Origin of the sequence: Corynebacterium mycetoides, assembly GCF_900103625.1 — a bacterium.
Taxonomy (GTDB): Bacteria; Actinomycetota; Actinomycetes; order Mycobacteriales; family Mycobacteriaceae; genus Corynebacterium; species Corynebacterium mycetoides.
Genome location: NZ_LT629700.1, coordinates 256,281 through 278,824, shown reverse-complemented (window position 1 = coordinate 278,824; position 22,544 = coordinate 256,281). Strand labels below are relative to the sequence as shown.

General features: G+C 69.2%; 24 protein-coding genes. 9 read left to right on the top strand and 15 right to left on the bottom strand.

What is annotated here, in order from left to right:
* The first annotated feature begins 61 nt into the window (after positions 1–61).
* Positions 62–727 carry an O-methyltransferase gene (locus BLS40_RS01475; protein WP_092147816.1) on the top strand — a complete coding sequence of 222 codons (666 nt, stop codon included), beginning with the start codon at positions 62–64 and terminating at the stop codon, positions 725–727.
* On the opposite strand, the gene glgC is transcribed toward BLS40_RS01475, so the two are convergent.
* Positions 724–1,941: a glucose-1-phosphate adenylyltransferase gene (glgC, locus tag BLS40_RS01470; protein ID WP_092147813.1), complete on the bottom strand. Its 1,218-nt coding sequence runs from the start codon at positions 1,939–1,941 to the stop codon at positions 724–726. The two genes, BLS40_RS01475 and glgC, sit on opposite strands and share 4 nt — an antisense overlap.
* 102 nt (positions 1,942–2,043) lie before the next feature.
* On the opposite strand from glgC, the gene glgA reads away from it, so the two are divergent.
* Both glgA and BLS40_RS01460 read left to right on the top strand, forming a co-directional pair.
* Complete coding sequence (glgA, locus tag BLS40_RS01465) at positions 2,044–3,204, top strand: glycogen synthase (protein WP_092147810.1); 1,161 nt, start codon at positions 2,044–2,046, stop codon at positions 3,202–3,204.
* A 12-nt stretch (positions 3,205–3,216) separates the two neighbouring features.
* Positions 3,217–4,623: a GH32 C-terminal domain-containing protein gene (locus BLS40_RS01460; protein ID WP_092147807.1), complete on the top strand. Its 1,407-nt coding sequence runs from the start codon at positions 3,217–3,219 to the stop codon at positions 4,621–4,623.
* 3 nt (positions 4,624–4,626) lie between these two features.
* Here BLS40_RS01460 and BLS40_RS01455 read toward each other — a convergent pair whose 3' ends face one another.
* Genes BLS40_RS01455 through dapE form a run of 7 tightly spaced genes read right to left on the bottom strand, consistent with a single transcriptional unit; the run spans position 4,627 to position 9,584 of the window.
* Positions 4,627–5,493, bottom strand: a complete 867-nt coding sequence (locus BLS40_RS01455) for a methyltransferase domain-containing protein (RefSeq protein WP_092147804.1) — start codon at positions 5,491–5,493, stop codon at positions 4,627–4,629.
* A gap of 44 nt (positions 5,494–5,537) precedes the next feature.
* Complete coding sequence (locus tag BLS40_RS01450) at positions 5,538–5,708, bottom strand: DUF3117 domain-containing protein (protein ID WP_092147801.1); 171 nt, start codon at positions 5,706–5,708, stop codon at positions 5,538–5,540.
* Positions 5,680–6,045, bottom strand: a complete 366-nt coding sequence (locus BLS40_RS11155) for a hypothetical protein (protein ID WP_231908482.1) — start codon at positions 6,043–6,045, stop codon at positions 5,680–5,682. The genes BLS40_RS01450 and BLS40_RS11155 overlap by 29 nt, the downstream gene beginning before the upstream one ends.
* A 3-nt stretch (positions 6,046–6,048) precedes the next feature.
* A complete protein-coding gene (locus tag BLS40_RS01440) occupies positions 6,049–6,789 on the bottom strand; it encodes a glucosyl-3-phosphoglycerate synthase (protein WP_092152021.1) in 741 nt (246 codons plus the stop codon).
* Between the two features lie 8 nt (positions 6,790–6,797).
* On the bottom strand, positions 6,798–7,610 hold the full coding sequence (gene folP / locus BLS40_RS01435) for a dihydropteroate synthase (RefSeq protein WP_092152019.1): 813 nt from the start codon (positions 7,608–7,610) through the stop codon (positions 6,798–6,800).
* A 45-nt stretch (positions 7,611–7,655) separates the two neighbouring features.
* Positions 7,656–8,456: an LOG family protein gene (locus BLS40_RS01430; RefSeq protein ID WP_092147798.1), complete on the bottom strand. Its 801-nt coding sequence runs from the start codon at positions 8,454–8,456 to the stop codon at positions 7,656–7,658.
* 42 nt (positions 8,457–8,498) lie between these two features.
* Complete coding sequence (gene dapE, locus BLS40_RS01425) at positions 8,499–9,584, bottom strand: succinyl-diaminopimelate desuccinylase (protein ID WP_092147795.1); 1,086 nt, start codon at positions 9,582–9,584, stop codon at positions 8,499–8,501.
* A 30-nt stretch (positions 9,585–9,614) separates the two neighbouring features.
* Between dapE and BLS40_RS01420 the strand changes: the two genes are divergently transcribed.
* Genes BLS40_RS01420 through dapD form a run of 4 tightly spaced genes read left to right on the top strand, consistent with a single transcriptional unit; the run spans position 9,615 to position 14,372 of the window.
* Positions 9,615–10,547, top strand: a complete 933-nt coding sequence (locus tag BLS40_RS01420; protein WP_092147792.1) for a succinyltransferase — start codon at positions 9,615–9,617, stop codon at positions 10,545–10,547.
* 44 nt (positions 10,548–10,591) lie between these two features.
* Complete coding sequence (locus BLS40_RS01415; RefSeq protein WP_092147789.1) at positions 10,592–12,025, top strand: amino acid permease; 1,434 nt, start codon at positions 10,592–10,594, stop codon at positions 12,023–12,025.
* The gene (locus BLS40_RS01410; protein ID WP_172807981.1) at positions 12,015–13,388 is read left to right on the top strand and encodes an amino acid permease; all 1,374 of its coding nucleotides are present in this window, start codon (positions 12,015–12,017) and stop codon (positions 13,386–13,388) included. The genes BLS40_RS01415 and BLS40_RS01410 overlap by 11 nt, the downstream gene beginning before the upstream one ends.
* Positions 13,389–13,403: 15 nt before the next feature.
* Positions 13,404–14,372 (top strand): 2,3,4,5-tetrahydropyridine-2,6-dicarboxylate N-succinyltransferase, encoded by a 969-nt coding sequence (gene dapD, locus BLS40_RS01405; RefSeq protein ID WP_092147786.1) that lies wholly within the window; start codon positions 13,404–13,406, stop codon positions 14,370–14,372.
* A gap of 6 nt (positions 14,373–14,378) precedes the next feature.
* Here the strand turns inward: dapD and BLS40_RS01400 are convergent, their stop codons facing one another.
* Genes BLS40_RS01400 through typA form a run of 7 tightly spaced genes read right to left on the bottom strand, consistent with a single transcriptional unit; the run spans position 14,379 to position 21,150 of the window.
* A complete protein-coding gene (locus tag BLS40_RS01400) occupies positions 14,379–14,915 on the bottom strand; it encodes a GtrA family protein (RefSeq protein WP_092147783.1) in 537 nt (178 codons plus the stop codon).
* A gap of 1 nt (position 14,916) precedes the next feature.
* Complete coding sequence (gene dapC / locus BLS40_RS01395) at positions 14,917–16,014, bottom strand: succinyldiaminopimelate transaminase (protein ID WP_092147780.1); 1,098 nt, start codon at positions 16,012–16,014, stop codon at positions 14,917–14,919.
* 10 nt (positions 16,015–16,024) lie between these two features.
* Positions 16,025–16,348, bottom strand: coding sequence for a ferredoxin (gene fdxA / locus BLS40_RS01390; RefSeq protein ID WP_092147777.1), 324 nt, complete (start codon positions 16,346–16,348; stop codon positions 16,025–16,027).
* A 13-nt stretch (positions 16,349–16,361) separates the two neighbouring features.
* Positions 16,362–16,739, bottom strand: coding sequence for a hypothetical protein (locus BLS40_RS01385; RefSeq protein WP_231908481.1), 378 nt, complete (start codon positions 16,737–16,739; stop codon positions 16,362–16,364).
* Entirely contained in the window at positions 16,736–17,644 is a 909-nt protein-coding gene (gene mshB / locus BLS40_RS01380; RefSeq protein WP_092147774.1) for an N-acetyl-1-D-myo-inositol-2-amino-2-deoxy-alpha-D-glucopyranoside deacetylase, read from the bottom strand. Before mshB ends, BLS40_RS01385 begins: the two co-directional genes overlap by 4 nt.
* A complete protein-coding gene (locus tag BLS40_RS01375; RefSeq protein WP_231908480.1) occupies positions 17,641–19,224 on the bottom strand; it encodes an ABC transporter family substrate-binding protein in 1,584 nt (527 codons plus the stop codon). Before BLS40_RS01375 ends, mshB begins: the two co-directional genes overlap by 4 nt.
* Positions 19,225–19,233: 9 nt before the next feature.
* Positions 19,234–21,150: a translational GTPase TypA gene (typA, locus tag BLS40_RS01370; protein WP_092147769.1), complete on the bottom strand. Its 1,917-nt coding sequence runs from the start codon at positions 21,148–21,150 to the stop codon at positions 19,234–19,236.
* A gap of 179 nt (positions 21,151–21,329) precedes the next feature.
* Here typA and BLS40_RS01365 point away from each other — a divergent pair, with 179 nt between their 5' ends.
* The gene (locus BLS40_RS01365; RefSeq protein ID WP_092147766.1) at positions 21,330–22,004 is read left to right on the top strand and encodes an Rv1157c family protein; all 675 of its coding nucleotides are present in this window, start codon (positions 21,330–21,332) and stop codon (positions 22,002–22,004) included.
* Between the two features lie 2 nt (positions 22,005–22,006).
* Positions 22,007–22,543 carry a DUF402 domain-containing protein gene (locus tag BLS40_RS01360; protein ID WP_092147763.1) on the top strand — a complete coding sequence of 179 codons (537 nt, stop codon included), beginning with the start codon at positions 22,007–22,009 and terminating at the stop codon, positions 22,541–22,543.
* Position 22,544 lies beyond the last annotated feature (1 nt).

Genomic DNA, 22,544 nt, shown 5'->3' with positions numbered 1-22,544 from the left:
TGAACGGGTAACAATCCGCTAACTCCGTGACCCGCACTCTCATGCCCCGGTGGGGCCTAGTATGGGTGGCGTGACTGAATCCGCCTACGTTTCCATGACCTCGTATATCGCGTCGCGCCCCGTCGCCGAGCCGATCGGCGCCGGGCTGGCGCGGGCGCGCACCGAAGCCGAGGAGAACCACCTGCCGGTCCCCGGCGCGGCCGCCGGCGCGCTGCTGTCCACCCTGGCGGCGGCCGGGCAGTCGACCCACGGCGCGGTGGCCGTGACCCCCGCCGCGGGCGTGGTGGGCCTGCACATCCTGAAGGGCCTGCCCGACAAGGCGACGGTGACCTGCATCGACCCCGAGGCCGCCCACCTCGCCAGCGCGAAAGAGTCCTTCCGCCTCGGCGGGTTCGCACCCTCGCGGGCCCGCTTCCTCACCGCGCGCCCGCTCGATGTGATGGGCCGCCTGGCGCCCGCGTCCTACCGCCTCGTCTTCGCCGACGTCGAGCCAGCGGAGCTCAGCGCCGTTGTCGCGGTCGCCTGGCCGCTGCTCGCGCCCGGCGGCACGCTGGTGCTCGCCGGCTCGCTTCTCGACGGCACAGTGGCCGACGCCACCCGCCGCGACCGCCCCACCGAGGCTGCGCGCGCGGCGCAGGCGGACGTCGATAAGCTCGCCGCGGATGACAACGCCGTGGTCACCCACCTCCCGCTCGACGGCGGGTGGACGCTGGTGACGAAGCGCTAGATCACTTCGTTCTTGCCCACCACGACGACGCCTCCGTCGGAGATGGTGAAGCGGCCGCGGTCGCGCTCGATGTCTACGCCGATGTACTCGCCGTCGGAGACGTAGACGTTCTTGTCCAAAATGGCGCGGCGCACGACCGCGCCCTTGCCCACGCGCACGCCCGGAAGGAGCACGGACCCCTCGACGGTCGCGCCTTCCTCCACGAGCACGTCGGTGGAGACCACGGAGTTGCGCACCGTCGCGCCCGAGATGATGGACCCGGACGCCACGATGGACTCCTGCGCGATGCCGCCCATGACGAACTTCGCCGGGGGCAGGTTGTCCTCCTCCGTGGAGTGGATCGGCCACGCCTTGTTGTACAGGTTGAAGATCGGCAGCGAGGAAATCAGGTCCATGTGGGCCTCGTAGAACGAGTCGATGGTGCCCACGTCGCGCCAGTAGCCCTTGTCGCGCTCGGTCGCGCCCGGCACCTCGTTGCCGGAGAAGTCGTAGACGTTGGCCTGGCCCTTGCGCACGAAGTACGGGATGATGTCGCCGCCCATGTCGTGGTCGGAGTCGTCGTTCTCCTCGTCCTCCAGCAGCGCCTTGATCAGCGGCTCCGTGGAAAAGACGTAGTTGCCCATGGAGGCGAACGTCACCTCCGGGTCATCCGGGGTGCCGGGCGGGTCGGCCGGCTTTTCCAAGAACTCCGTGATGGTGCCGTCCGCGTCGGCCTGGATGCACCCGAACGCGGTGGCCTCGTGGCGCGGCACCCGGATGCCCGCGACGGTGGCGTCCTTGCCGGAGGCGATGTGGTCCTCCACCATCTGGGACGGGTCCATGCGGTAGACGTGGTCGGCGCCGAAGACCAGCACGTAGTCCGGCTTGTCGTCGTAAATCAGGTTGAGCGACTGCACGATGGCGTCGGCCGAGCCGGAAAACCAGCGCTTGCCGCGGCGCTGCTGGGCGGGCACCGACGCGATGTACTGCGGGGTCGGACCCGAGACGTTCCACGCGGTGGCCACGTGACGGTCGAGCGAGTGCGACTTGTACTGCGTCAGCACCGCGATGCGCATGTAGCCGGCGTTGACCAGATTGGACAGGACGAAATCGATCAGGCGGTAGTTGCCCGCGAACGGCACGGCGGGCTTGGCGCGGTCTGCGGTGAGGGGGAACAGGCGCTTCCCCTCTCCTCCCGCGAGGACGATAGCAAGAACTCTCGGCTGTGTTTTCACACTTCCCCAGCCTATTGAATCGGCAGGCGCGGTGCACGGGGAATCGGCCGCGGCGGGGCAGGCTTCTGCAGGCCCTTCAAATCCTCACTAAACTCGGCGGGCATGAGAGTGGGAATGATGACCCGAGAATATCCCCCGGAGGTGTACGGCGGTGCGGGCGTGCACGTCACCGAGCTGACACGGTTCATGCGCCAGATTTCAGGCGTCGACGTGGACGTCCACTGCATGGGGCAGCCGCGCGACGAGGCCGGCGTATTCGTCCACGGCGTCGACCCCGAGCTGGCCGAGGCCAACGGCGCGCTCAAGACCCTGTCCACGGGCCTGCGCATCGCCAACGCCGCCAGCAACCTGGACGTCGCCCACTCGCACACCTGGTACGCCGGCCTCGGCGGGCACTTAACAGGCACGCTCTACGACATCCCCCACGTGGTAACGGCCCACTCCTTAGAGCCGGACCGGCCGTGGAAGCGCGAGCAGCTCGGCGGCGGGTACGACGTCTCCTCCTGGTCGGAGCGCAACGCGATGGAGTACGCAGACGCCGTCATCGCCGTGTCCGCCGGCATGAAGGAGTCCATTCTCGCCGCCTACCCGCGTATCGACGAATCCCGGGTCCACGTCGTCCTCAACGGAGTCGACACCGCCAGGTGGTTCCCCGGGCAGGCCACCATCGCCGACGAGCTCGGGGTAGACACCTCGAGGCCCATCGCGGCGTTCGTCGGCCGCATCACCCGCCAAAAAGGGGTGGCGCACCTGCTCAAGGCCGCCGCGCACTTCGACGAGGACATCCAGCTCATCCTCTGCGCCGGCGCCCCCGACACCCCGGACATCGCCGAGGAGACCAAGGGGCTCGTCGAGGACCTCAAGCAGCAGCGTGACGGAATCTTCTGGGTCCAGGACATGCTGCCGGGCGAGAAGATCCGCGAGGTCTACGCGGCCGCGGACGTGTTCGTCTGCCCCTCCATCTACGAGCCGCTGGGCATTGTCAACCTCGAGGCCATGGCGTGCGGGACTGCGGTCGTCGCCTCCCGCGTGGGCGGCATCCCCGAAGTTGTCGTGAACGGAGAGACGGGCACCCTGGTGGATTACGACCCCGCGGACGCCGCCACCTTCGAGCGCTCGCTCGCCGAGGCCGTCAACGCGGTCGCCGCCGACCCCGAGCGGGCCCGCCGCATGGGCGCGGCCGGGCTCGAGCGCGTGAAAGAGCACTTCACGTGGGACACCATCGCCCGCCAAACCGTTGACATCTACAAAAGCTTGATTTAAGAAGGAACCTCCGTGAGCGTTTTTAGACCCGAACTGCACGTCACCGTCGACACCGGCATCCTCGATGCCGCAGCCGGTATCCTGCGCGACGGAGACGCCGCCGGCGAAGACACGTGGCACATCTTCTACCAGTACCGCCCGCGGCCGGACAGCCCCAGCCGCTGGGGCCACAGCATCTCCGAAGGCAACGCGTTCGACTGGGTGGAGTGCAACGACACCGTCGTCCCCGTCGGTGGCGAGACCAGCGTGCGCGCCGGCTCCGTCGTCGCCCACGACGAGGGCACGGACCTGTACTTCACCTCCGTGACGGAGGCCGGGATGTCAATCCAGGTGTCGCGCGCCGACGACCTCGACGCCCTGTGCGACGACGTGGACGAGGACTACCAGGTGGATCCCGCGATCCACCGCATCGGCGACGTCGTTTCCGACGAGGGCGGCTTCTCCCGCTTCCGCTCCCCCTGCGTCGTGCCCAACTGGGAGGAGGCGGGCGACCGGGACAAGGGCCAGGCCGGCTGGCTGATGCTGGCGATGACGGGCGAGCCGGACGCACCGGTGCCCGTCGTGCTCACCTCCGAGGACGGATCCACCTGGAAGGTCCTCGGCGCCTTGACGTTTAACGGCGACCCGGGCTTTTCCGTCGACGACGAGATCCTGGTCGCGCCCCGCATCATCAGGCTGCGCGACGAGGTGGACGGGCAGATCTACGACGTGCTCATGTTCTCACTGGAGCGCCGCGGCAAGGACACCACCGGCTACATCGTCGGCACCTTGCACGGTGCCGAGTTCACCGTGGCGAAAGAGGCCCGCCGCATCGACTTCGGCCACGATTTCACCCGCCCGCGCAGCACCAACTACACCCCCGGCAGCATCACCGAACAAGAGCGCCTAGGCCACGCCTACATCTACGGCCTCATGACGGACATCGGCCGCGGCGGTGATCCGACGCGGGAGGCCAACTGGGAGGCCGAGGGCTGGGCCAACACGCTGACGGTCCCGCGCCGCCTCACCCTGCAGAACGGCGCCCTGTACCAGACCCCGCCGCGCGGGCTTCCCGACGCCGTGTCGCACACCGAGCGCGCACGCCTGTGGACCGGCCTGTGCGAGGTCCCCGTGGGCGCCCGCGGGTCGGTCAAGGCCGAGATCCTCGACGGCGCGGGCGAAGTAGCCGCCGTGGTGACGCACACCGGCGACGAGATCACGCTCGACCGCCTCGACGGCGCGCCCGCCTCGGCCCCGCTTGGCGACGACGACGAGGACAACATCACCATCCTGGTCGACAGCTCCACCATCGAGGTGTTCGCAGGCGGCGGCGCCGTGGCGCTCTCGTCGCGCTTCTGGCCCGCCGGCGGCTGCTCCGGCATCCGCCTCACCACCGACGGCGCCGCGCAGATCCTCAACGAGTGGCACAGAGGAGCTTAAAGCTCAGGCCCTGCGCAGCCTCACCAGGGCGCCGCGCGCGGTGACCTCCATGTGGTCGGGCAGCGCGTCGAGGCGCTCGCGCAGCGTCGCCGGCTCTATGTGCCGCGCCGAGGGGCTCATCCCCACCTGCGCGGCGATGGACTCCCGATCCAGCCGCATGGGGAACTCGAGCAACTCCGGCTCCCCGGCCGCGACGAGGTGCCCGTGGGCCTGCTCCAGCATGCGCTCGATCTTTCCCTCCTCCACTCCGAGGATGCCGAGCGGATCGCGCAACTCATCTAGGTGCCCGCGGTCCGCGAGCAGGACGATGACCTCGCCCTCGGGGGCGAGCACGCGGGCGAACTCCGCGGGGTTGCGCGGAGCGAAGACGACCGTGATGGCGTCGACCGAGCCCGAGCGCAGGGGCAGGCCCTCCCAGACGTCCGCCACCACGGCGCCGAGGCGCGGGTGCGCCTTGGCCAGGCGCTTGGCCGCCGGGACGGAGATGTCCAGGCCCACTCCCCTCGCGCCCTCGATGCTGTCGAGCGTGTGCGCCAGGTAGTATCCGGTGCCCGCGCCGACCTCCAGCACCACGGGCTCCGCGGTGTGCATTGCCGCCGGGGCCTCGAGGGCCCGCTCAACGCTGGCTGTCACGGCCTCGACGAACGGCGCGAAGTGTCCCTGGGAGAGAAAGACCTCGCGGGAGGTGACCATCTCCAGGCTGTCGCCCTCGTGGTTGAGCCCTGAACCGCCCGAGAGCGTGACGTAGCCCTGCTTGGCCACGTCGAACGAGTGGCCGGACGCAGACACCAAACGGGAAAAGTCGTCGGCGCCCGTCAGGGGCGAGCCGTCGATGGGATCAGCGAGGACGTCGACGATGTGATTGAGCATGCAGCGATACTACCCCCTGAAGCGCTACATGCCCGAAGCGCTTCCTACTGCCCCGCCGCCTCAAGCAGCAGCGTCCCCAGCTCGGAGGCTTCCTCCGAGTTGAGCTCCACCACGAGGCGGCCACCGCCGTCGGAAGGGATGCGCATGACGATCTTGCGGCTTTCTACCACGGCTTCCATCGGTCCGTTACCGGTGCGGGGCTTCATTGCTGCCATTGTGTGACTCTCCTTCGAACGCAGGCGTTTCGCCCGATTCTACCCCGATTTCGGCCGCCGCAACCGCGGCCTGCGGGCCGCCCGCTTGTCGACGCAGGTCAGCGAGCTCGGTGATCAGCGCATCCACCTGGTCCATCTTGTAGCCGCGGTGCACCACCTCCAGGCGCACGGCGTCGAGGTCGCCGTCTTCGACCGCGCGGCGGTTATGCGCAATCACGTCGGTGGTCTCCCCCAGCGGGGGCAGCGCCTCCCCGCGGCCGAAAAGATGCACGCTTGCCGCCACCCCCAGAAGGCACACGAAGGCGATGACGAGGATGAGCAGGATCCAAGACAGCATGCGTCACATCCTAACGCGGGCCCAGGGCGGCCGCTGTGGCACGTCCGCGCCCGCGACCCCGGCCCGGGCCAGAATGGTCTCGGCTACGACCTGGGCCATCGGGGCCAGCTCGTCGAGGGGGCGGTTGCGGTGCCGTCTCACGCCGAGGTCCGCCTGGACGATGGCGCGGCGGGAGTGCGCCGTGAAGACGTCGATAAGCAGGCCCGCCTCGACGCCGTAGCCGTCGACGAACGGCAGCGCAAGGGCCGTCGAGCGGCGGATCGCGTACTCGCCGGCCAGCGGCTGGTCAACGTCCGCGAGCTCGGGGAACAAGGCCCGGAGCAGGGGCTTGGCGGTCAGCTCGGTGACCCGGCCGCCGCCGCGCTCGCGGCCGTCGATGCCGCGCTGGTAGGAGGCCTTGACGAGGTGGACCGAGGTGTCGGCAAACGGGGCGGCCAGCGCGTCGACCCACCACGGCTCCAGCGAGGTCACGTCGGCGTCGACGAACACCACGACGTCGCCGGAGGCGGCGAGCACCCCGCGCCACAGCGCCTCGCCCTTGCCCGGGCGCGGGGGAACCGCGGGGTAGGCGTCCACCCAGTTGACCACCGTCGCCCCGGCTGCCGAGGCCACGGCGGCGGTGGAGTCGGTGGAGTCGGAGTCGATCACGATCACCTCGTCGGCGCGCGAGGCCAGGCAGGCGCGCACGACCGCGCCCACGGTGGCCTCCTCGTTCAAGGCGGGGATGACAACACTGACTCTCACGCTCGCGCTCACGCCAGCCCACGCACCGTGTTGAGCGGGGCGGCCGACCCGCGAATCGCCGCGGTCATGCGGATGACGTCGACGGTGTCGCGCACCTCGTGGACGCGGAACGCCGCCACCCCGTGGGCGGCCGCCCATGCCGTAGCCGACAGCGTCCCGGCGACGCGTTCGCCCACGGGTCGGCCCACCGTCTCCCCGACGAAGTCCTTGTTCGACAGCGCCATGAGCACCGGCCAGCCGGTGGCCACCAGCTCGTCCACCCGGCGCAGGATCTCGAGGCCGTGGAAGGTGTTTTTGCCGAAGTCGTGCGCCGGGTCGATGAACACGCGGTCCTCCGGCACGCCGCAGGCGGCCGCGTGCTCCGCCAGCGCCGTGGTGTCGGCGATGACGTCGGCCACCACGTCGTCGTAGTGCACCCGGTGCGGCCGCGTGCGCGGGGTGGCGCCGCCCGTGTGGGAGCACACGTAGCCTGCCTCGTGCTCGCCGGCGACCTCGACGAGCTCGGGGTCCCACCCCGCCCACGTGTCGTTGATGAGGTCGGCGCCGGCCGCGATGGCCGCCTCGGCCACGCCCGCACGCCACGTGTCCACGGAGATGCCGATTGTCGGGTGGCGGCCGCGCACCGCGGAGATGAGCGGGACCACCCGGTCGATTTCCTCCTCGGCCGTGACGGTAGTCCCAGGTCCGGCCTTGACCCCTCCGACGTCGATGATGTCCGCGCCGTCGGCCACGCAGGCGTCGACACGCGACAGCGCGGCCTCGAGTGCGAATGTCGCGCCCTTGTCGTAGAAGGAGTCGGGGGTGCGGTTGACTATCGCCATGACCCGGGCGAGCTGTGCGGGCTGTGCGGGCTGTGAGAGCAACGGCTACTCCACACCCCGCTGGGCGTACTTGAGGCGCTCGTCCGTCATGACCTTGTGGGCGTCGGTGATGTAGTCGACCGCCTCCTGAACCGAGTCGGTGACCAAAAACAGCCGCTCGTCCCCGTCGGAGATGAGCCCGCGCGCGAGCAGCTGGCCGCGGATCCACTCCACCAGCCCGCCCCAGAACTCGGTGCCCAACAGCACGATCGGGTAGTTGGTCACCTTTCCGGTCTGCACCATGCACAGCACCTCGAAGACCTCGTCCAAGGTGCCGAAACCGCCCGGCAGGGTGATAAACGCCTGCGAGTACTTCAAAAACATGGTCTTGCGGGCGAAGAAGTAGCGGAAGTTCAGACCCAGATCGACCCAGTCGTTGAGCCCCTGCTCGAACGGCAGCTCGATGCCCAGGCCGACCGACAGGCCGCCTGCCTCGTGCGCGCCCCGGTTCGGGCCCTCCATGAGCCCCGGCCCGCCGCCGGTGATGACGGCATAGCCGGCGTTGACCAGCGCCTCGCCCACCTGGCGCGCCTGCTCATACTCCGGGGTGCCCTCGCCCAGCCGGGCAGAGCCGAAGACCGTGACCGCCTTCGGCAGTTCGGACAGCGCGTCAAAGCCCGCGACGAACTCGGACTGGATGCGCATGACCCGCCACGGGTCGGCGTGCTTCCAATCGTGGTCGCTGCTGCCCATGGACTCCAGCAGCCGCTGGTCGTATGTGGTGGGCTGCTGCTGGTCGCTGCGCAGCATGATCGGGCCGCGCAGCTTGCGGTCGCGCTCTGGTTTGGGGGTTTTGTGGGGCGCCACTGTGTGCTCTGCCTCCGCCTTAAAGAAAAGTCTGTAGGTCTGTTAGTTCTTCGCCGCGAGGTACTGCTCGAGCACCCGCGCGACGGTATAAATCTGCTCTGTCGGGCACTGCTCGTCCACCTTGTGGGCGTAGCCCGGATCGCCCGGCCCGAAGTTCACGGCCGGAGTTCCCAGGTTAGAGAACCTGGCCACGTCCGTCCATCCGAACTTGGCGCGGAAGTTTCCGCCCACGGCCTCCACCAGGCCCGCGGCCGCCGGGTGATCCAGCCCGGGCAGCGCGGCCGGCGCGATGTCGTCCCACACCAGTTCTAAGCCGTCTTCCAACGCGAGCGCCTCGACGAGGTGCGCCTTCGCCTCCTCGACGGAGCGGTCCGGCGCGTAGCGGAAGTTGATGGTCAACCGCGCGGCGTCCGGGATCGTGTTGGTGGCCACGAAGCCGTCCATGCCCACCACGTTCAACCCCTCCCGGTACTCGCACCCGGCGATGGTCACGCTGCGCGGGCGGTAGGCGGCCACGCGGGAGAGCACCCCGGCGAGCTTGTGGGCGGCGTTGTCCCCCAGCCAGCTGCGTGCCGAATGCGCGCGGGTGCCCTTCGCGTCGACGAACACCCGGATGGTCCCCTGGCACCCGGCCTCGATGATCGCTCCCGAGGGCTCGCCCAGCAGCGCGACGTCGCCTGCGAGGAGCTCGGGGCGGTCGCGCTCGAGGTGGTAGAGGCCGTTGTGCTCGGAAGAGACTTCCTCGCCCTCGTAGGCGATGAGGGTGAGGTCGAAGGCGCCCGCGCCCGGCGCGGACAGGCGCGCGAACGCCCCGAGGTAACAGGCCAGGCCCGACTTCATGTCCACCGCGCCGCAGCCGTAGAGCACGTCGCCCTCGAGCCGGTGGGGGGTGTTCCCGGCGAGCGGGACGGTGTCCACGTGGCCCGCCAGCACGACGCGCTGCGCGTGCCCGTGATGGGTGCGCGCGACGACGGTGTTTCCGCCACGAATGACCTCGACCGCCGGCAACTCGCGCAGCTGCGCCTCAATCGCATCCGCGATCTCGCGCTCGTGGTGCGAGGGGGACTCGATGTCAATCAGCGCCGCCGTCAGGGCGACGGGGTCCGCAAAAAGATTCAGTGAAGCCACCCCACCAACCCTACGTTTAAGATGAGGCGCATGCCGATAGGAGCCGAGGCGACCGGAATCGCCAACATCGCCATGGACGGGACGACGTTGGACACGTGGTACCCGTCGCCGAAGCTCATCGAGGACGAGGAAGCCGTCTCTGCCCTTGTGACCGGGACCCGGCGCGTCAGCGCGCGCGATCTGTCCGACCGCTTTCTCGCGATCGTGGGAATGGACCGCGACCGGCTCGTCGAGCTCGTGCCCGTGCACACCGCCATCGCCGATCTGTCCGCCCCGCCTGTCGACGCCCACGACGTGTACCTGCGGCTGCACCTGTTGTCCCACCGCCTGGTCAAACCGCTGGAGGTGAACATGACGGACTGCCTCACCCACCTCGTGCCCGTGGTGTGGACGAACAAGGGGCCGTGTTTGTCCGACAACTTCGAGTTCGTGCGGGCGTCGCTGCGCTCCCGCGGCCAGATCCATGTCTACGGCATCGAGCGCCTGCCCCGCATGGTGGATTACGTGGTGCCTTCTGGGGTCTCCATCGCCGAGGCCGAGCGCGTGCGGCTCGGCGCCTACCTCGCCCCCGGCACCTCGGTGATGCGCGAGGGCTACGTCTCCTTCAACGCGGGCTCGCTCGGCCCGGCGCGCATCGAGGGGCGACTGTCCTCGTCGGTGGTGGTCGACGAGGGCACCGACATCGGGTCGTCCGCCACGCTCATCGCCACCATCTCGTCGGGGCGCAACCGCACGCCGCTGCGCCTCGGGCGCGACTGCCGGCTGCGGCCGTCGGCGGGCGTGATCGGCATCGACTTAGGCGACCGCTGCGAGATCGGCGTGAACGTGATGCTCGAGCGCGACACCACGATCCTGGACACCCGCTCTGGCGCGAAGATCTCGGCCGGGGCCATCGCGGGGCTAAGCGACATCATCATCACCAACGAGCCGGACTCCTCCTGCCCCGTTCTCAGGCCGCGCTAAACCCCACTCATCGTTTCCGCCCGCCGCGGTTTAATGTAATCTGCATGTCCGACAACATTCCGGCGCCCGCGCAGGCGCCCACACCGGCGCCCGCAGCCGCACCCACAGCGTTGCGCCGCGGCTTGAAAACGCGCCACCTGACCATGATGGGCCTCGGCTCCGCCATCGGGGCCGGGCTCTTCCTCGGCACCGGCGTGGGCATCCAAGCCGCCGGCCCCGCCGTGCTCATCGCCTACCTCATCGCCGGGGCGATCACCGTCTGCGTCATGCAGATGCTGGCGGAAATGGTCGCCGCGCGGCCGTCGTCAGGCACCTTCTCCACCTACGCCGAGCAGGCCTTCGGACCGTGGGCCGGGTTCGCCGTGGGGTGGCTGTACTGGTTCATGATGATCATGATCATGGCGGTCGAGATTACCGGCGCCGCCGGCATCGTGGCGAGCTGGCTGAGCGTGTCCCCCTGGATCCCTGCCCTGGCCGCGATCGTGGTGTTCACCGTGATCAACTTCGCCGCGGTGCGCAACTTCGGGGAGTTCGAGTTCTGGTTCGCACTCATCAAAGTCGCCGTCATCGTGGCCTTCCTCGCCCTCGGCGTCGCCCTCTGGCTGGGGATTCTGCCGGGCACGGACTTTGTCGGGCTGTCCAACGTCGCCGAGGTCGGCTTCATGCCGAACGGCATCGGCGGCGTGGCCACCGCCCTGCTGGCTGTCGCGTTCGCCTTCGGCGGCATCGAGATGGTCACCATCGCCGCCGCCGAGTCGGAGGACCCCGAGGTGGCGGTGCACTCGGCCATCCGCTCCATCATCTGGCGCATCGGCGTGTTCTACATCGGCGCCGTGCTGCTGATCACCCTGCTTTTGCCCTACGACACGATCGGCGGCGCCGACAACGCCGCCGAATCCCCGTTCACCTCCGTGCTGCACCTGGCTAACATCCCGGGCGCCGTGGGAATCATGGAGGCGGTCATCGTCGTCGCGCTGCTATCCGCCTGCAACACCCAGATCTACGGCTCCTCGCGCTTCCTGCACAACCTGGCGCACCGCGGCGACGCGCCCGCGTTCTTCCGCGCGACCGACGCCCGCGGCGTGCCCCTGCGCGCGGTGCTGGTCTCGGTGTTCTTCGGCTTCGTCGCCGTGGCGCTGCAGTATTGGAACCCGCCGGGGCTCTTGGCCTTCCTGCTCAACGCCGTCGGCGGCTGCCTCATCGTGCTGTGGTTCGCCATCGCCTTCTCGTTCGTGCGCCTGCACCCCCAACTGGAGGCCAGCGGGGAGATCACCGACGTGCGAATGTGGGCACCACGCGTCCTGCCCTGGGCCACCATCGCGCTGGCCGGGGCGATCGTCGTCCTCATGCTCACCACCGCCGAGGGGCGTTTCCAGATGCTGGCCGTCGCGGTCGTGGTCGGCGTGATCGCGCTCGCCGGTGTGCTCTGGACCCGCACGGACGCCTTTGCACGCGAGAGGGGAAGCCATGAGTACTAAAGCGGGTACCAACCAGAGCCCCACGCTGGGCACGGGCCTCAAGTCGCGCCACCTTACGCTCATGGGCCTGGGCATGGCCGTGGGCGCGGGGCTCTTCCTCGGCGTCGGCGCGGGCATCCGCGCCGCCGGGCCCGCCATCCTCGTCGCCTACCTCATCGCCGGGGCGATCGTGGTGTGCGTCATGCGCATGCTCGGCGAGATGGCCGCCGCCGACCCGTCCCCGGGCTCATTCGCCACCTACGGCCGCAAAGCGTTCGGCGACTGGGCCGGCTTCCTGCTCGGCTGGCTGTACTGGTTTTTGCTCATCATGGTCGGCGGTGCCGAGATCACCGGCGCGGCGGCGATCATGTCCGCCTGGTTCGACGTCCCGCAGTGGGTTCCGGCGCTGGTCACGGTGGTGTTCTTCGCGGCGATCAACCTGTCCCAGGTCAAGGGGTTCGGTGAGTTCGAGTACTGGTTCGCCATGATCAAGGTCGTCGTCATCGTGGGCTTCATCATCGTCGGCGTCGCGCTCTTTTTGGGCCTGCTCCCGGGCACGAGCTTCGTCGGTTTCGGCAACATCGCCGAGTCGGGCTTCGCCCCGAACGGTCTTTCCGGCGTGGCCGCCGGGCTGCTCGCCGTGGCGTTCGCCTTCGGCGGCATCGAGGTGGTCACGATCGCGGCGGCGGAGTCCGAGAACCCGGCCCGCGCCGTCAAGCGGGCGGTGAGCTCGATCATCTGGCGCATCGGGCTGTTCTACATCGGGTCCGTCATCGTCATCATCTTGCTCCTGCCGTATTCGCGTATCGACGCCGCCGATTCCGCCGCCGACTCCCCCTTCACCCAGGTGCTGGACATGGCCAACATCCCCGGCGCCGTCGGCTTCATGGAGGCGGTCATCGTGCTCGCGCTGCTCTCGGCGTTCAACGCGCAGATTTACGGCACCTCCCGCATGGCGTACCAGCTCGCCCTCGACGGCAACGCCCCAGCGTGGTTGCGCGGCACAAACGCCCAGGGCGTGCCCATCAATTCGGTGCTGGTGTCCGTCTTCTTCGCGTTCGTCTCCGTCGGCCTGCAGTGGTGGAACCCGCCGGGCCTGTTGGCGTTCCTGATGAGCGCGGTCGGCGGCTGCCTCATGGTCACCTGGATCATGATCACGCTCAGCTACGCCAAGCTTCGCCCGACGCTGGCCGGCGACGACATCGCCGTGAGCCCGCGGTGGCTGCCGTGGGTCACCCTCGCCGCGCTCGTCGCGATTGTCGCGCTCATGCTTTTCGACGCCGCCGCGCGCGGGCAGATCATCGCCGTCCTCGCCCTCTCCGCGTTTCTGGTCCTCCTCTCTCAGCTGGGTGGCAGGCGTACCCGGGGTCGCGCGGAGAAATGATCTATGGTTACTGGCATGACTAACTCCGCACGCGCGCAAGGCATCGCCACCGTCACCCACAACGGCACCGTCCTCGACGTCTGGTACCCCGCCCCCAAGCTGGGCGAGCCGGTCGACTCCACCGGGACAGTGCGGATCGACACCCCCGACGCCCGCTTTGCCCACCTCGTCGGCCCCGACGAGGACCGCGGGGTCGCCCGCGTGCAGGTGGAGACCTCGATCCAGGATCTCTCGGCGCCCGCCGTGGACGCCTACGACGTCTACCTGCGCCTCCACCTGCTCTCCCACCGCCTCATCCGGCCGCACGGAGCGAACATGGACGGCGTGTTCGGCCTGCTCGCCAACGTCGTGTGGACCAACTACGGCCCGTGCGAGGTCTCGGACTTCCAGATGACCCGCGGCCGCCTCGCCGCGAAGGGCCCCGTCGTGGTCTTCTCCGTGGACAAGTTCCCCCGCATGGTGGATTACGTCGTTCCCTCCGGCGTGCGCATCGGTGACGCGGACCGCGTCCGCCTCGGCGCCCACCTGGCGGAGGGCACCACCGTGATGCACGAGGGCTTTGTCAACTTCAACGCCGGCACCCTCGGCGCCTCCATGGTCGAGGGCCGCATCTCCGCGGGCGTGACCGTGGGCGACGGCACCGACATCGGCGGCGGCGCCTCCATCATGGGCACGCTGTCCGGCGGCGGCAAGGAGACCATCACCCTGGGGCAGCGCTGCCTGCTCGGCGCGAACGCCGGCATCGGCATCTCGCTTGGCGACGACTGCGTCGTCGAGGCCGGCCTCTACGTCACCGCCGGCACCCGGGTGCGCGTCACCGGCGACATAGCCTCCGCCTACGGCTACGAAGAGGGCGCGGAGGTCAAGGCGCTCGAGCTGTCGGGCAAGAGCGGCATCCTCTTCCGCCGCAACTCGCTGACTGGGGCCGTCGAAGCCACCCGCGCCAAGGGCGTCGAGCTCAACGAGGACCTGCACAAGAACTAGCTGGCTCTAAATGGGCGTGACGCGCGGCTTGCGGAACGCCCAGAACTTATTCACCACGAAGTTGACAGGCATGGCGATGAGCGTGGAGATGGCCTGGGCCCAGTAGGACTTGGTGCGCAGGCCGGAGGAGTCGTCAAAAATGTGCTCCGGCAGGGCGATGGGCGAGGTGGGGTTCATCAGCAGCGTCATCAGCGTCAGCGACACCGCGAACGCGAGGACCCCGGTGGCCAAAAACGGGAAGAACCCGGCGAACCAATTGCGCTTGGGCACGTGGCGGAACGTCCAGGAGCGGTTGAGCTGGAAGTTCCACACGTTGGCCACGACGAACGCCAGGGTGGACAGCACGTGGTACCAGCGCACGTTGAAGCGCGTGCCCAGGATGTTGACAAACACGTCGGACTCGTGGATTCCCAGCCCCGAATCGATGGCCTTCTTGGCCAGGTAGAACACGACGAAGTTGACCAGCACGCCGGAGCCGCCGACGATGCCGAACTTGACAAATTCGCGCGCGCTGGCGCGCAGGCGTACTGCGGTACTGGGCACGTCACTCCCCCAGGCGCGCCGCCGCGGCGGCGATCCGCTCGTCCGTGGCGGTCAGCCCGATACGCACGTGCTGCGCGCCGGCTGGCCCGTAGAAGTCGCCGGGGGCGGCGAGGATGCCGCGATCCGCAAGCCAATCCAGGGTCTCTCGCGCTCCCATTCCGTCGCGCCGCGCCCAGAGGTACAGTCCGGCCTCGGAGTGGTCGATGATAAAGCCGGCGCGCGACAACGCGTCGACAAGCTGCTCGCGCCGCTTTGCGTAGGTGAGGCGCTGGAGCTCCTCGTGGGAGTCCTCGGTCAGGGACGCGACCATGGCGTGCTGGATGGGCCCGGGCACCATGAGGCCCGCGTGCTTACGCACGAGCAGCAGCTCCTGGATGAGGGCTGCGTCACCCGCGAGGAAGCCCGCGCGGTAGGAGGCCATGTTCGAGGTCTTCGACAGCGAATGGATGGAAACGAGCCCGGTATTGTCGCCGTCGGTGACGCGGGGGTCCAGCAGCGAGACGGGTTCCGCCTGCCAGGCCAGCCCCATGTAGCACTCGTCGGAGGCGATGATCGCGCCCGTCTCGCGCGCGAACGACACCCACGCGCGCAGCTCGTCGACGCCGCGCACCTGCCCCGTCGGGTTCGACGGCGAGTTGATGAACACGAGCGATGCCCCGGCCGCCTCCGCGGGCGAGTCCGCGCGCACCACAGTGCAGCCCGCGATAAGCGCGCCGACTTCGTAGGTGGGGTACGCCACCGCGGGGATCGCCACCACAGTGCCGCGCACCCCCAGTGTCGTGGGTAGCCAGGCGATCGCCTCCTTCGTGCCGATCACCGGCAGCACGGACGCGTCATTCAGTCCTCCGGCGTTGTACCGGCGCTCAAGCGCCGCGACGATGGCGGCGCGCAGCTCGGGCGTGCCCGCCGTCTGCGGGTAGCCGGGCTCCGCGGCGTTGACCGACAGCGCCAGCTGAATCGACGGGTTGACCGGGTCCACGGGCGTGCCCACGGAGAGGTCGACGATGCCGTCCGGGTGGGCGACGGCCCGCGCCTTGACATCCGAGATGGTGTCCCACGGAAAATCAGGCAGCTGGGAGCCCAACGGAATGCGCGTCATACTGTTTCTGCTACTCCTGGTTCTGCGGCGGCAGCGCAGCCACGAAGGGGTGGTCGAAGTCCTGGGGGCCGAGCTTCATCGCGCCGCCCGGGGAGCCGAGGTTGTCGAAGAACCCCACGTTGGCGTCGTAATACTCCGCCCACTCCTCCGGGGTGTCGTCCTCGTAGAAGATGGCTTCCACCGGGCACGCCGGCTCGCAGGCACCGCAGTCCACGCACTCGTCCGGGTGGATGTAGAGCATGCGCTTGCCTTCGTAGATGCAGTCGACGGGGCACTCTTCCACGCAGGAGCGGTCCAGCACGTCGACACACGGCTGAGCAATGATGTACGTCATGCCCGTTATTATGTCACCCGCGCCGCGCAACGGGCCACACGCCTCCGGCGATGCCCGCAAACATCAAGAAGACGGTGAGAATATTATTGGGCACCAGCGTGTTGCCCGTCGCGGGGAGCACGGCGAGCAGCACCATGAATCCGCCGATCCACACCGCCGCGGGAATGAGCGCGAGCGCGCGCGAGGGGGTCCACAGCAGCGCCGTGCGGGTGAGCACCATGTTGAACAGGAACGCGACGAGAATGCTGACCGGGAACGGCACCCCGAAGACCGTCGCCGATAAGTAGACAACCTCCAAGAGCACGGAGACGGCGGCGCCCACGCTGAGCCAGACCAGCCCGCCGATCGCCTCCCCGCGCGAGAAGTCGTCGCGCACCACGGGCTCGCTCACAGCGCGCCCCACCCGCTGAGGCCACTAAGCCCACTGAGCCCACTGAGAAGGTCCGCGCCGTGCTCGATGGGCACGCCCGCGCCGAACTGGTAGTGCTCGCGGCGCAGCACCGCCTGCGCCACCAGGTTCGACAGCGCGTAGGCCGTGACGGGGCCTGCGGCCCGCGCCGCGTGCGGGTTGGTCTCCGAGGCGAGCCCGTCGCCGATCCACACCTGCGTCGCGTGTGCCCGCATGGCCTCCACCTTAGCGGTGTAGGCGAGATCGTCGAGCTCCACCCAGGTGTCACAGTGCCCCACGGCGTCGAGCTCGCCCGGCGCGGGCCGGGTCCACCCCTGCGGCACCTCTGCCGGCAGGTTCGCCTCCAGTTCCTCGCGCAGGCGGACGGCCCACAGGATGCGCCCGACGTTCCCCGTTCGCTCAGCGGCGGCGTGGGTGATCTGGTGCGCCCGAATGTGGTCGGGGTGCCCGTAGCCGCCGTCGGGGCCGTAGGTGAGAACGAGGTGCGGCGAGACCTCCTCAAAGATCGCCGCGAGGTCCGCAACAGCCTGCTCGCCGCTGTTGACGAAGGCGCGCGGGTGGTCGTTCGTTTTCGCCCCCGCCATCCCGCTGTCGCGGTAGCGGCCCGCCCCGCCGAGAAAACGCTGCCGCACCCCGAGCACCTCGCAGGCGCGGGTGAGCTCGCCGATGCGGAACCCGCCAAGCTGGTCGGCGTCCCAGGCGATGAGCGAGGCGTACTTCTCCCCGATCACCTCCCCCTCCTCGCCGAGGGTGCACGTGACCACTTCCACGTCCGCCCCCCGCGCGGCGAGGTGCGCGAGCGCCCCGCCCGTCGAGATCGATTCGTCGTCCGGGTGCGCGTGCACCGCGATGACCCTGTACTCCGCGAGATCGCGCCGCGTGCTCATTGTTCTCCCTGTTCTTGGCTCTCATCGACCTGCCACGCCGCCGCGGCGGCCAGGTCCGGTTCCTCCGCCACGATACCGCCGCCGCGGGCCTGTACCCGGCGCTCGTGCAGCAGCGGCACCCACACGGCCTCCGCCTCAAGCGCCGTATCGACGCCCGACCGCGCGGCGTCTCCGGACACCCGGCCCGCCAGGATGTCGGCGGACAACGCATTGAGCTGCGGGTAGCAGATCCCCGAGAGGTTGCCGGCCCTGTACTCACCCGCGGGGCACTGCACGCGGCTGGCGAGCTCAGCTGCGCTGCCCGCGCCCGGGTCCCAGTGCACCATCACGTCGACCGTGCCCGACGGCAGCCCCTGGGACAGGATGCTGGCCGTGTCGGTGGATACCACCCGGGCGGACACGCCACGCTGCTCCAGCAGGTCCACCAGCGAGCGCGCGGCGGCGGACGCCGCCGGGTCCGCCGCGTCGGCGGCGACGCGCAGCGGCCTGCTCTCCGTCACGCGCTGGGGCAGGACAACCGGGTCCGGCAGTGCCGGGGGCTCATGCTGCGCCACGAGAAGTTCGGAGGAGCGGCCGGCGGCCAGGCGCGCGATCAACGGGACGTCGATAAGCGAGCGCAGTTCCTCGCGCGCGGCCCGGTCCCCCAGCAGCGGAGAGGTGGCCGACAACGTCACGCCGAGGGTGCGCGGGCCGTCGACCGAGCGCACGTCGATGCCGGGGATGAGGTCGAAGACGTCTTTTGTCGTCTCCTCGGGCACCGTGTCCACGAAGGCGAGCTGGCCGGCGCGCAGCCGGTCCGCGATCTGCGTCGTGCTGCGTGCGGCGTTGACGGTGAGGATGTCCACCCGGGCGGGGTCGGCACCCCAGAACCGGTCGTTGCGGTTGAGCACGATCGTGCCGCGGCCGCGGTCGACGCTGTTGACCATGAACCTGCCGGCGGAGGCGGGCAGCGTATCGCTCGCGGCGGTGGCGAAATCGGAGGCGTCCGGCGCCAAGAGGTGCGCGGGCAGCAGGTGGTTAAACAGCGCGCGCCAGTCGTGCACCGGGGCGGAGAAGTCCACGTCCACCGTCTTGCCCGCCGGGCCGGAGACGCGCACGTTCGAGATGGCGCGGTAGCCGGCCGGGGCAATCGCCCCCGGGGTGGAGCTCATCCCGCGCCACAGGTAGGCGAAGTCCGCGCCCGTAATCGGGGTGCCGTCGGACCACTGGGCCTCGGGCGCGATGACGTAGCGCACCGTCATCGCGCCCGGCGAGGTGGCGCGCACCGTCGCCCCGCGCAGCAGATTGGGGTCGCGGACCCCGCCCACGAACGCGCTGGGGAGGGTGAGATCGGCGATCGCCTGCACCGTCGAGGTGTCGTCGGCAAGCAGGTGCGGGTTGAGCCCGTCGCGCAGCGGCTCCGCGCCCACCTGGATCTGCGTGCGTTCTTTCCGCTCGGGCGCGGGGTTGTTGGCCGCGTCGTGTTCCGCCAGCTCTTCCTGCTGGACCAGGGGCGGCGGGCCGGGGTCCGCGGCGCACGAGGAGACGGCCAGTGCCACGAGAGCTGCCGCCGCCGCGCATGCCGCCTTCGTCCGGTACACCGGCAGGGCTTACTTGTTCAGCTGCTTCGCGCGGGAGCGGGCGCGGCCGCGCTCGGTGGCGTTGAGGATGATCTTGCGCACGCGCATCGCCTCCGGCGCCACCTCGACACACTCGTCCTCGTCGCAGAACTCGATGGCCTCGTCCAGCGAGAGGGTGCGCGCCTTGGCCAGGGTGACCGTGGCGTCGGCCGTGGCGGAGCGCATGTTGGTCAGCTTCTTTTCCTTGGTGATGTTGACATCCATGTCCTCATCACGCGAGTTCGCGCCGACGACCATGCCCTCGTAAGCGTCCGCGCCCGGCTCGACGAAGAAGTCCCCGCGGTCCGCGAGCTGCATCAGGGCGTAGGCGGTGACCTGGCCGGAACGGTCGGCGACGAGCGACCCGGTGGGGCGGCCCTTGATCTCGCCAGCCCACGGGCGGTGCCCGATGGAGTAGGAGTTGGCGATGCCCGCGCCGCGGGTCTCGGTGAGGAAGGTGGTGCGGAAGCCGATGAGGCCGCGGGAGGGCACGTCGAACTCCATGCGCACCCAGTCGCCGGAACCGGTGTTGGACATGCCGGTCATCTGGCCCTTGCGGTTGGCCAGAAGCTGGGTCACGGCGCCCTGGTACTCACTCGGCGTGTCCACAATGAGGTGGTCGAAGGGCTCGTGGACCTTGCCGTCGATCTCCTTGGTCACCACGCGCGGCTTGCCCACGGTGAGCTCGAAGCCCTCACGGCGCATCTGCTCGATGAGCACGGTCAGCGCCATCTCGCCGCGGCCCTGGACCTCCCAGGCGTCGGGGCGCTCGGTCGGCAGGACGCGGATGGACACGTTGCCGATGAGCTCCTGGTCCAGGCGGGCCTTGACCACGCGCGCGGTGAGCTTGTCGCCGCCGTTGCGGCCCGCCATCGGCGAGGTGTTCACGCCGATGGTCATGGAGATCGCCGGGTCGTCGACCTTGATGCGCGGCAGCGCGTCGGCGTGCTCCGGGTCGGCGAGCGTGTCGCCGATCATGATGTTCTCGATGCCGGAGACGGCCGCGATGTCGCCCGCGACGACGTCGCCGGTGGCGGGCACGCGGTCGAGGCCCTGGGTGACCAGCAGCTCGGCGATCTTGACGTTCTTGACCTGCTGGTTTCCCTCCTCGTCGTAGTGGATCCAAGCCACAGTCTGGCCCTTCTTCACGGAGCCGCGGTAGACGCGGATCAGCGCGATGCGGCCGAGGAAGGAGGAGGAGTCGAGGTTGGTCACCTGCGCCTGGAACGGGGCATCGATGTCAGCGGAGGGCTCCGGGAGCGTGTCGTAGATGACGTCGAACAGCGGTTGCAGGTCCTCGTTGTCCGGCAGCTGGCCGTTGCCGGGGTTGTTCAGCGAGGCGCGGCCCGCGCGGCCGGAGGCGTAGAGGACGGGCAGCTCGAGGAGGTTTTCGGCGGCCTCGGCGGCCTCCGGGTCCTCCAGGCCGGCGCCGAGCTCAAGGAGGAGGTCCTGGGCTTCTTCGACGACCTCGTCAATACGGGCGTCGGGTCGGTCGGTCTTGTTCACGCAGATGATCACGGGCTTTTTCGCCTCGAGCGCCTTGCCCAGCACGAAGCGAGTCTGGGGCAGCGGGCCCTCGGAGGCGTCGATGAGCAGCACGACGCCGTCCACCATGGACAGGCCGCGCTCGACCTCGCCGCCGAAGTCGGCGTGGCCGGGGGTGTCGATGACGTTGATGACCAGGTCACGGCCGTCCTTGCCGGCGCCCGCGCGGCGGATGGCGGTGTTCTTGGCCAGGATGGTGATGCCGCGCTCGGATTCGAGCTCCCCGGAGTCCATGACGCGGTCCCCGTGTTCGCCGTGGTCGCTGAAAACGCCGGACTGCTCCAGCATGCCGTTGACGAGTGTGGTCTTGCCGTGGTCAACGTGCGCGACGATGGCGACGTTACGGAATTCAGGATGCGACACTGAGCCGGTGCTCCTTTGAAGGGGTAGGGGAAATAACGTCTAAACCCTACTCTCATTGCCCGGCGGGTGCACTTTCGGCGACGGCGGAGCGCTTGACTGCGCGCGGGATGTGACTATTGTGACTATCGTTAAAAAAGATCGACTCTGTTAATAATTTTCCATCCAAAAGGAATACTGCCGTGCCCGACCACGCTTCCGCACACCTGCGCCCGCTCGCGCTCGCGGCCGCCGCGCTGCTCGCCCTGTCGTGCACCGCGGCTCCCGCCCGCGCCGCAGAGACATCCTCGCAGTACATCGACAGCCTCGGCCGGCCCACCCCGCTGACGGTGTCCAAGGTCAACGAGTTCGCCGACCAGCCGTTCGTCCCCCCGCGCGTGGCCGACGCATTGCGCACCGCGGTCGGGTTCTTCGCGGGCACCGGGGAGATCGGCGGGCCCCCGCTGCCCGACCCCGCCCCGAGCTTCACCCAGTTCCTCTGGCCCACGGTGTCCTCCCACTGCATCGGGCCGGGCCTGCACTCCACGGCCTCGGTCATCGCGGTCGACGGGCCCGCCGCAATCCCGGCCCCCGGCGCCGGCGCCGGCCAGACGGTGTTCGTGTTCACCGCGCTCGGCACTCCGCCGGCCGCCGACGAGCAGGGATTAATGAACGTGTACTGGGTCAACCTGAACACTTTCCGCACCGGTGTAACACCGTTAGGTAACAATCAGATAAACCCGGCAGGACCGGCCACCCTGTCCGCCACCGCGGACACGGGCTCGGGACGCATCCTGGCCGTCGTCGACGGCCAGGTCCGCACCACCGAGAACGTCTGTTCTTTCGCCCCGACCGCCACTAGTTTCCACGTGAGGTAATCATGAGCGCCGACCTTCATCCCGTGAAGCAGGAGACGTTCGACACCGCGTCGAACACGAACACCGACCCGAAGGGGTTCCTGCGCGAGGTCGACACGTTCAGGGTCACGGACTTCGGCCTCTACATGGCGCGCGGCGCGAACCACCCCGATTTCGGCTACCTCGAGAGCTGGCTGCTGCCGAGCCTCGGGCTGCGGGCGAACATCTTCCACTTCCGCGAGGGCGCCGAGCGCCGGCAGGACTTCTACTTCGACGTGGCCAACATCGACGTCGAGGGCAGCGTGTGGCGCACCCGCGACCTCTACGTCGACCTCGTCTCACTCACCGGCAACCCGATCGATGTCCTCGACATCGACGAGCTCGCCGCCGCCACCTCCGCGGGACTGATCACCGCCGAGGAGGCCGAGAAGGCGATCGACGTCACCCTCAACGCCGTCGAGGGCATCACGCGTCACGGGGACGACGCGATGCGCTGGCTGCGTACCCTCGGCATCGAGCTGACCTGGGCGGAGACGGTCGAGCTCGCCCCATTGTCTTGAG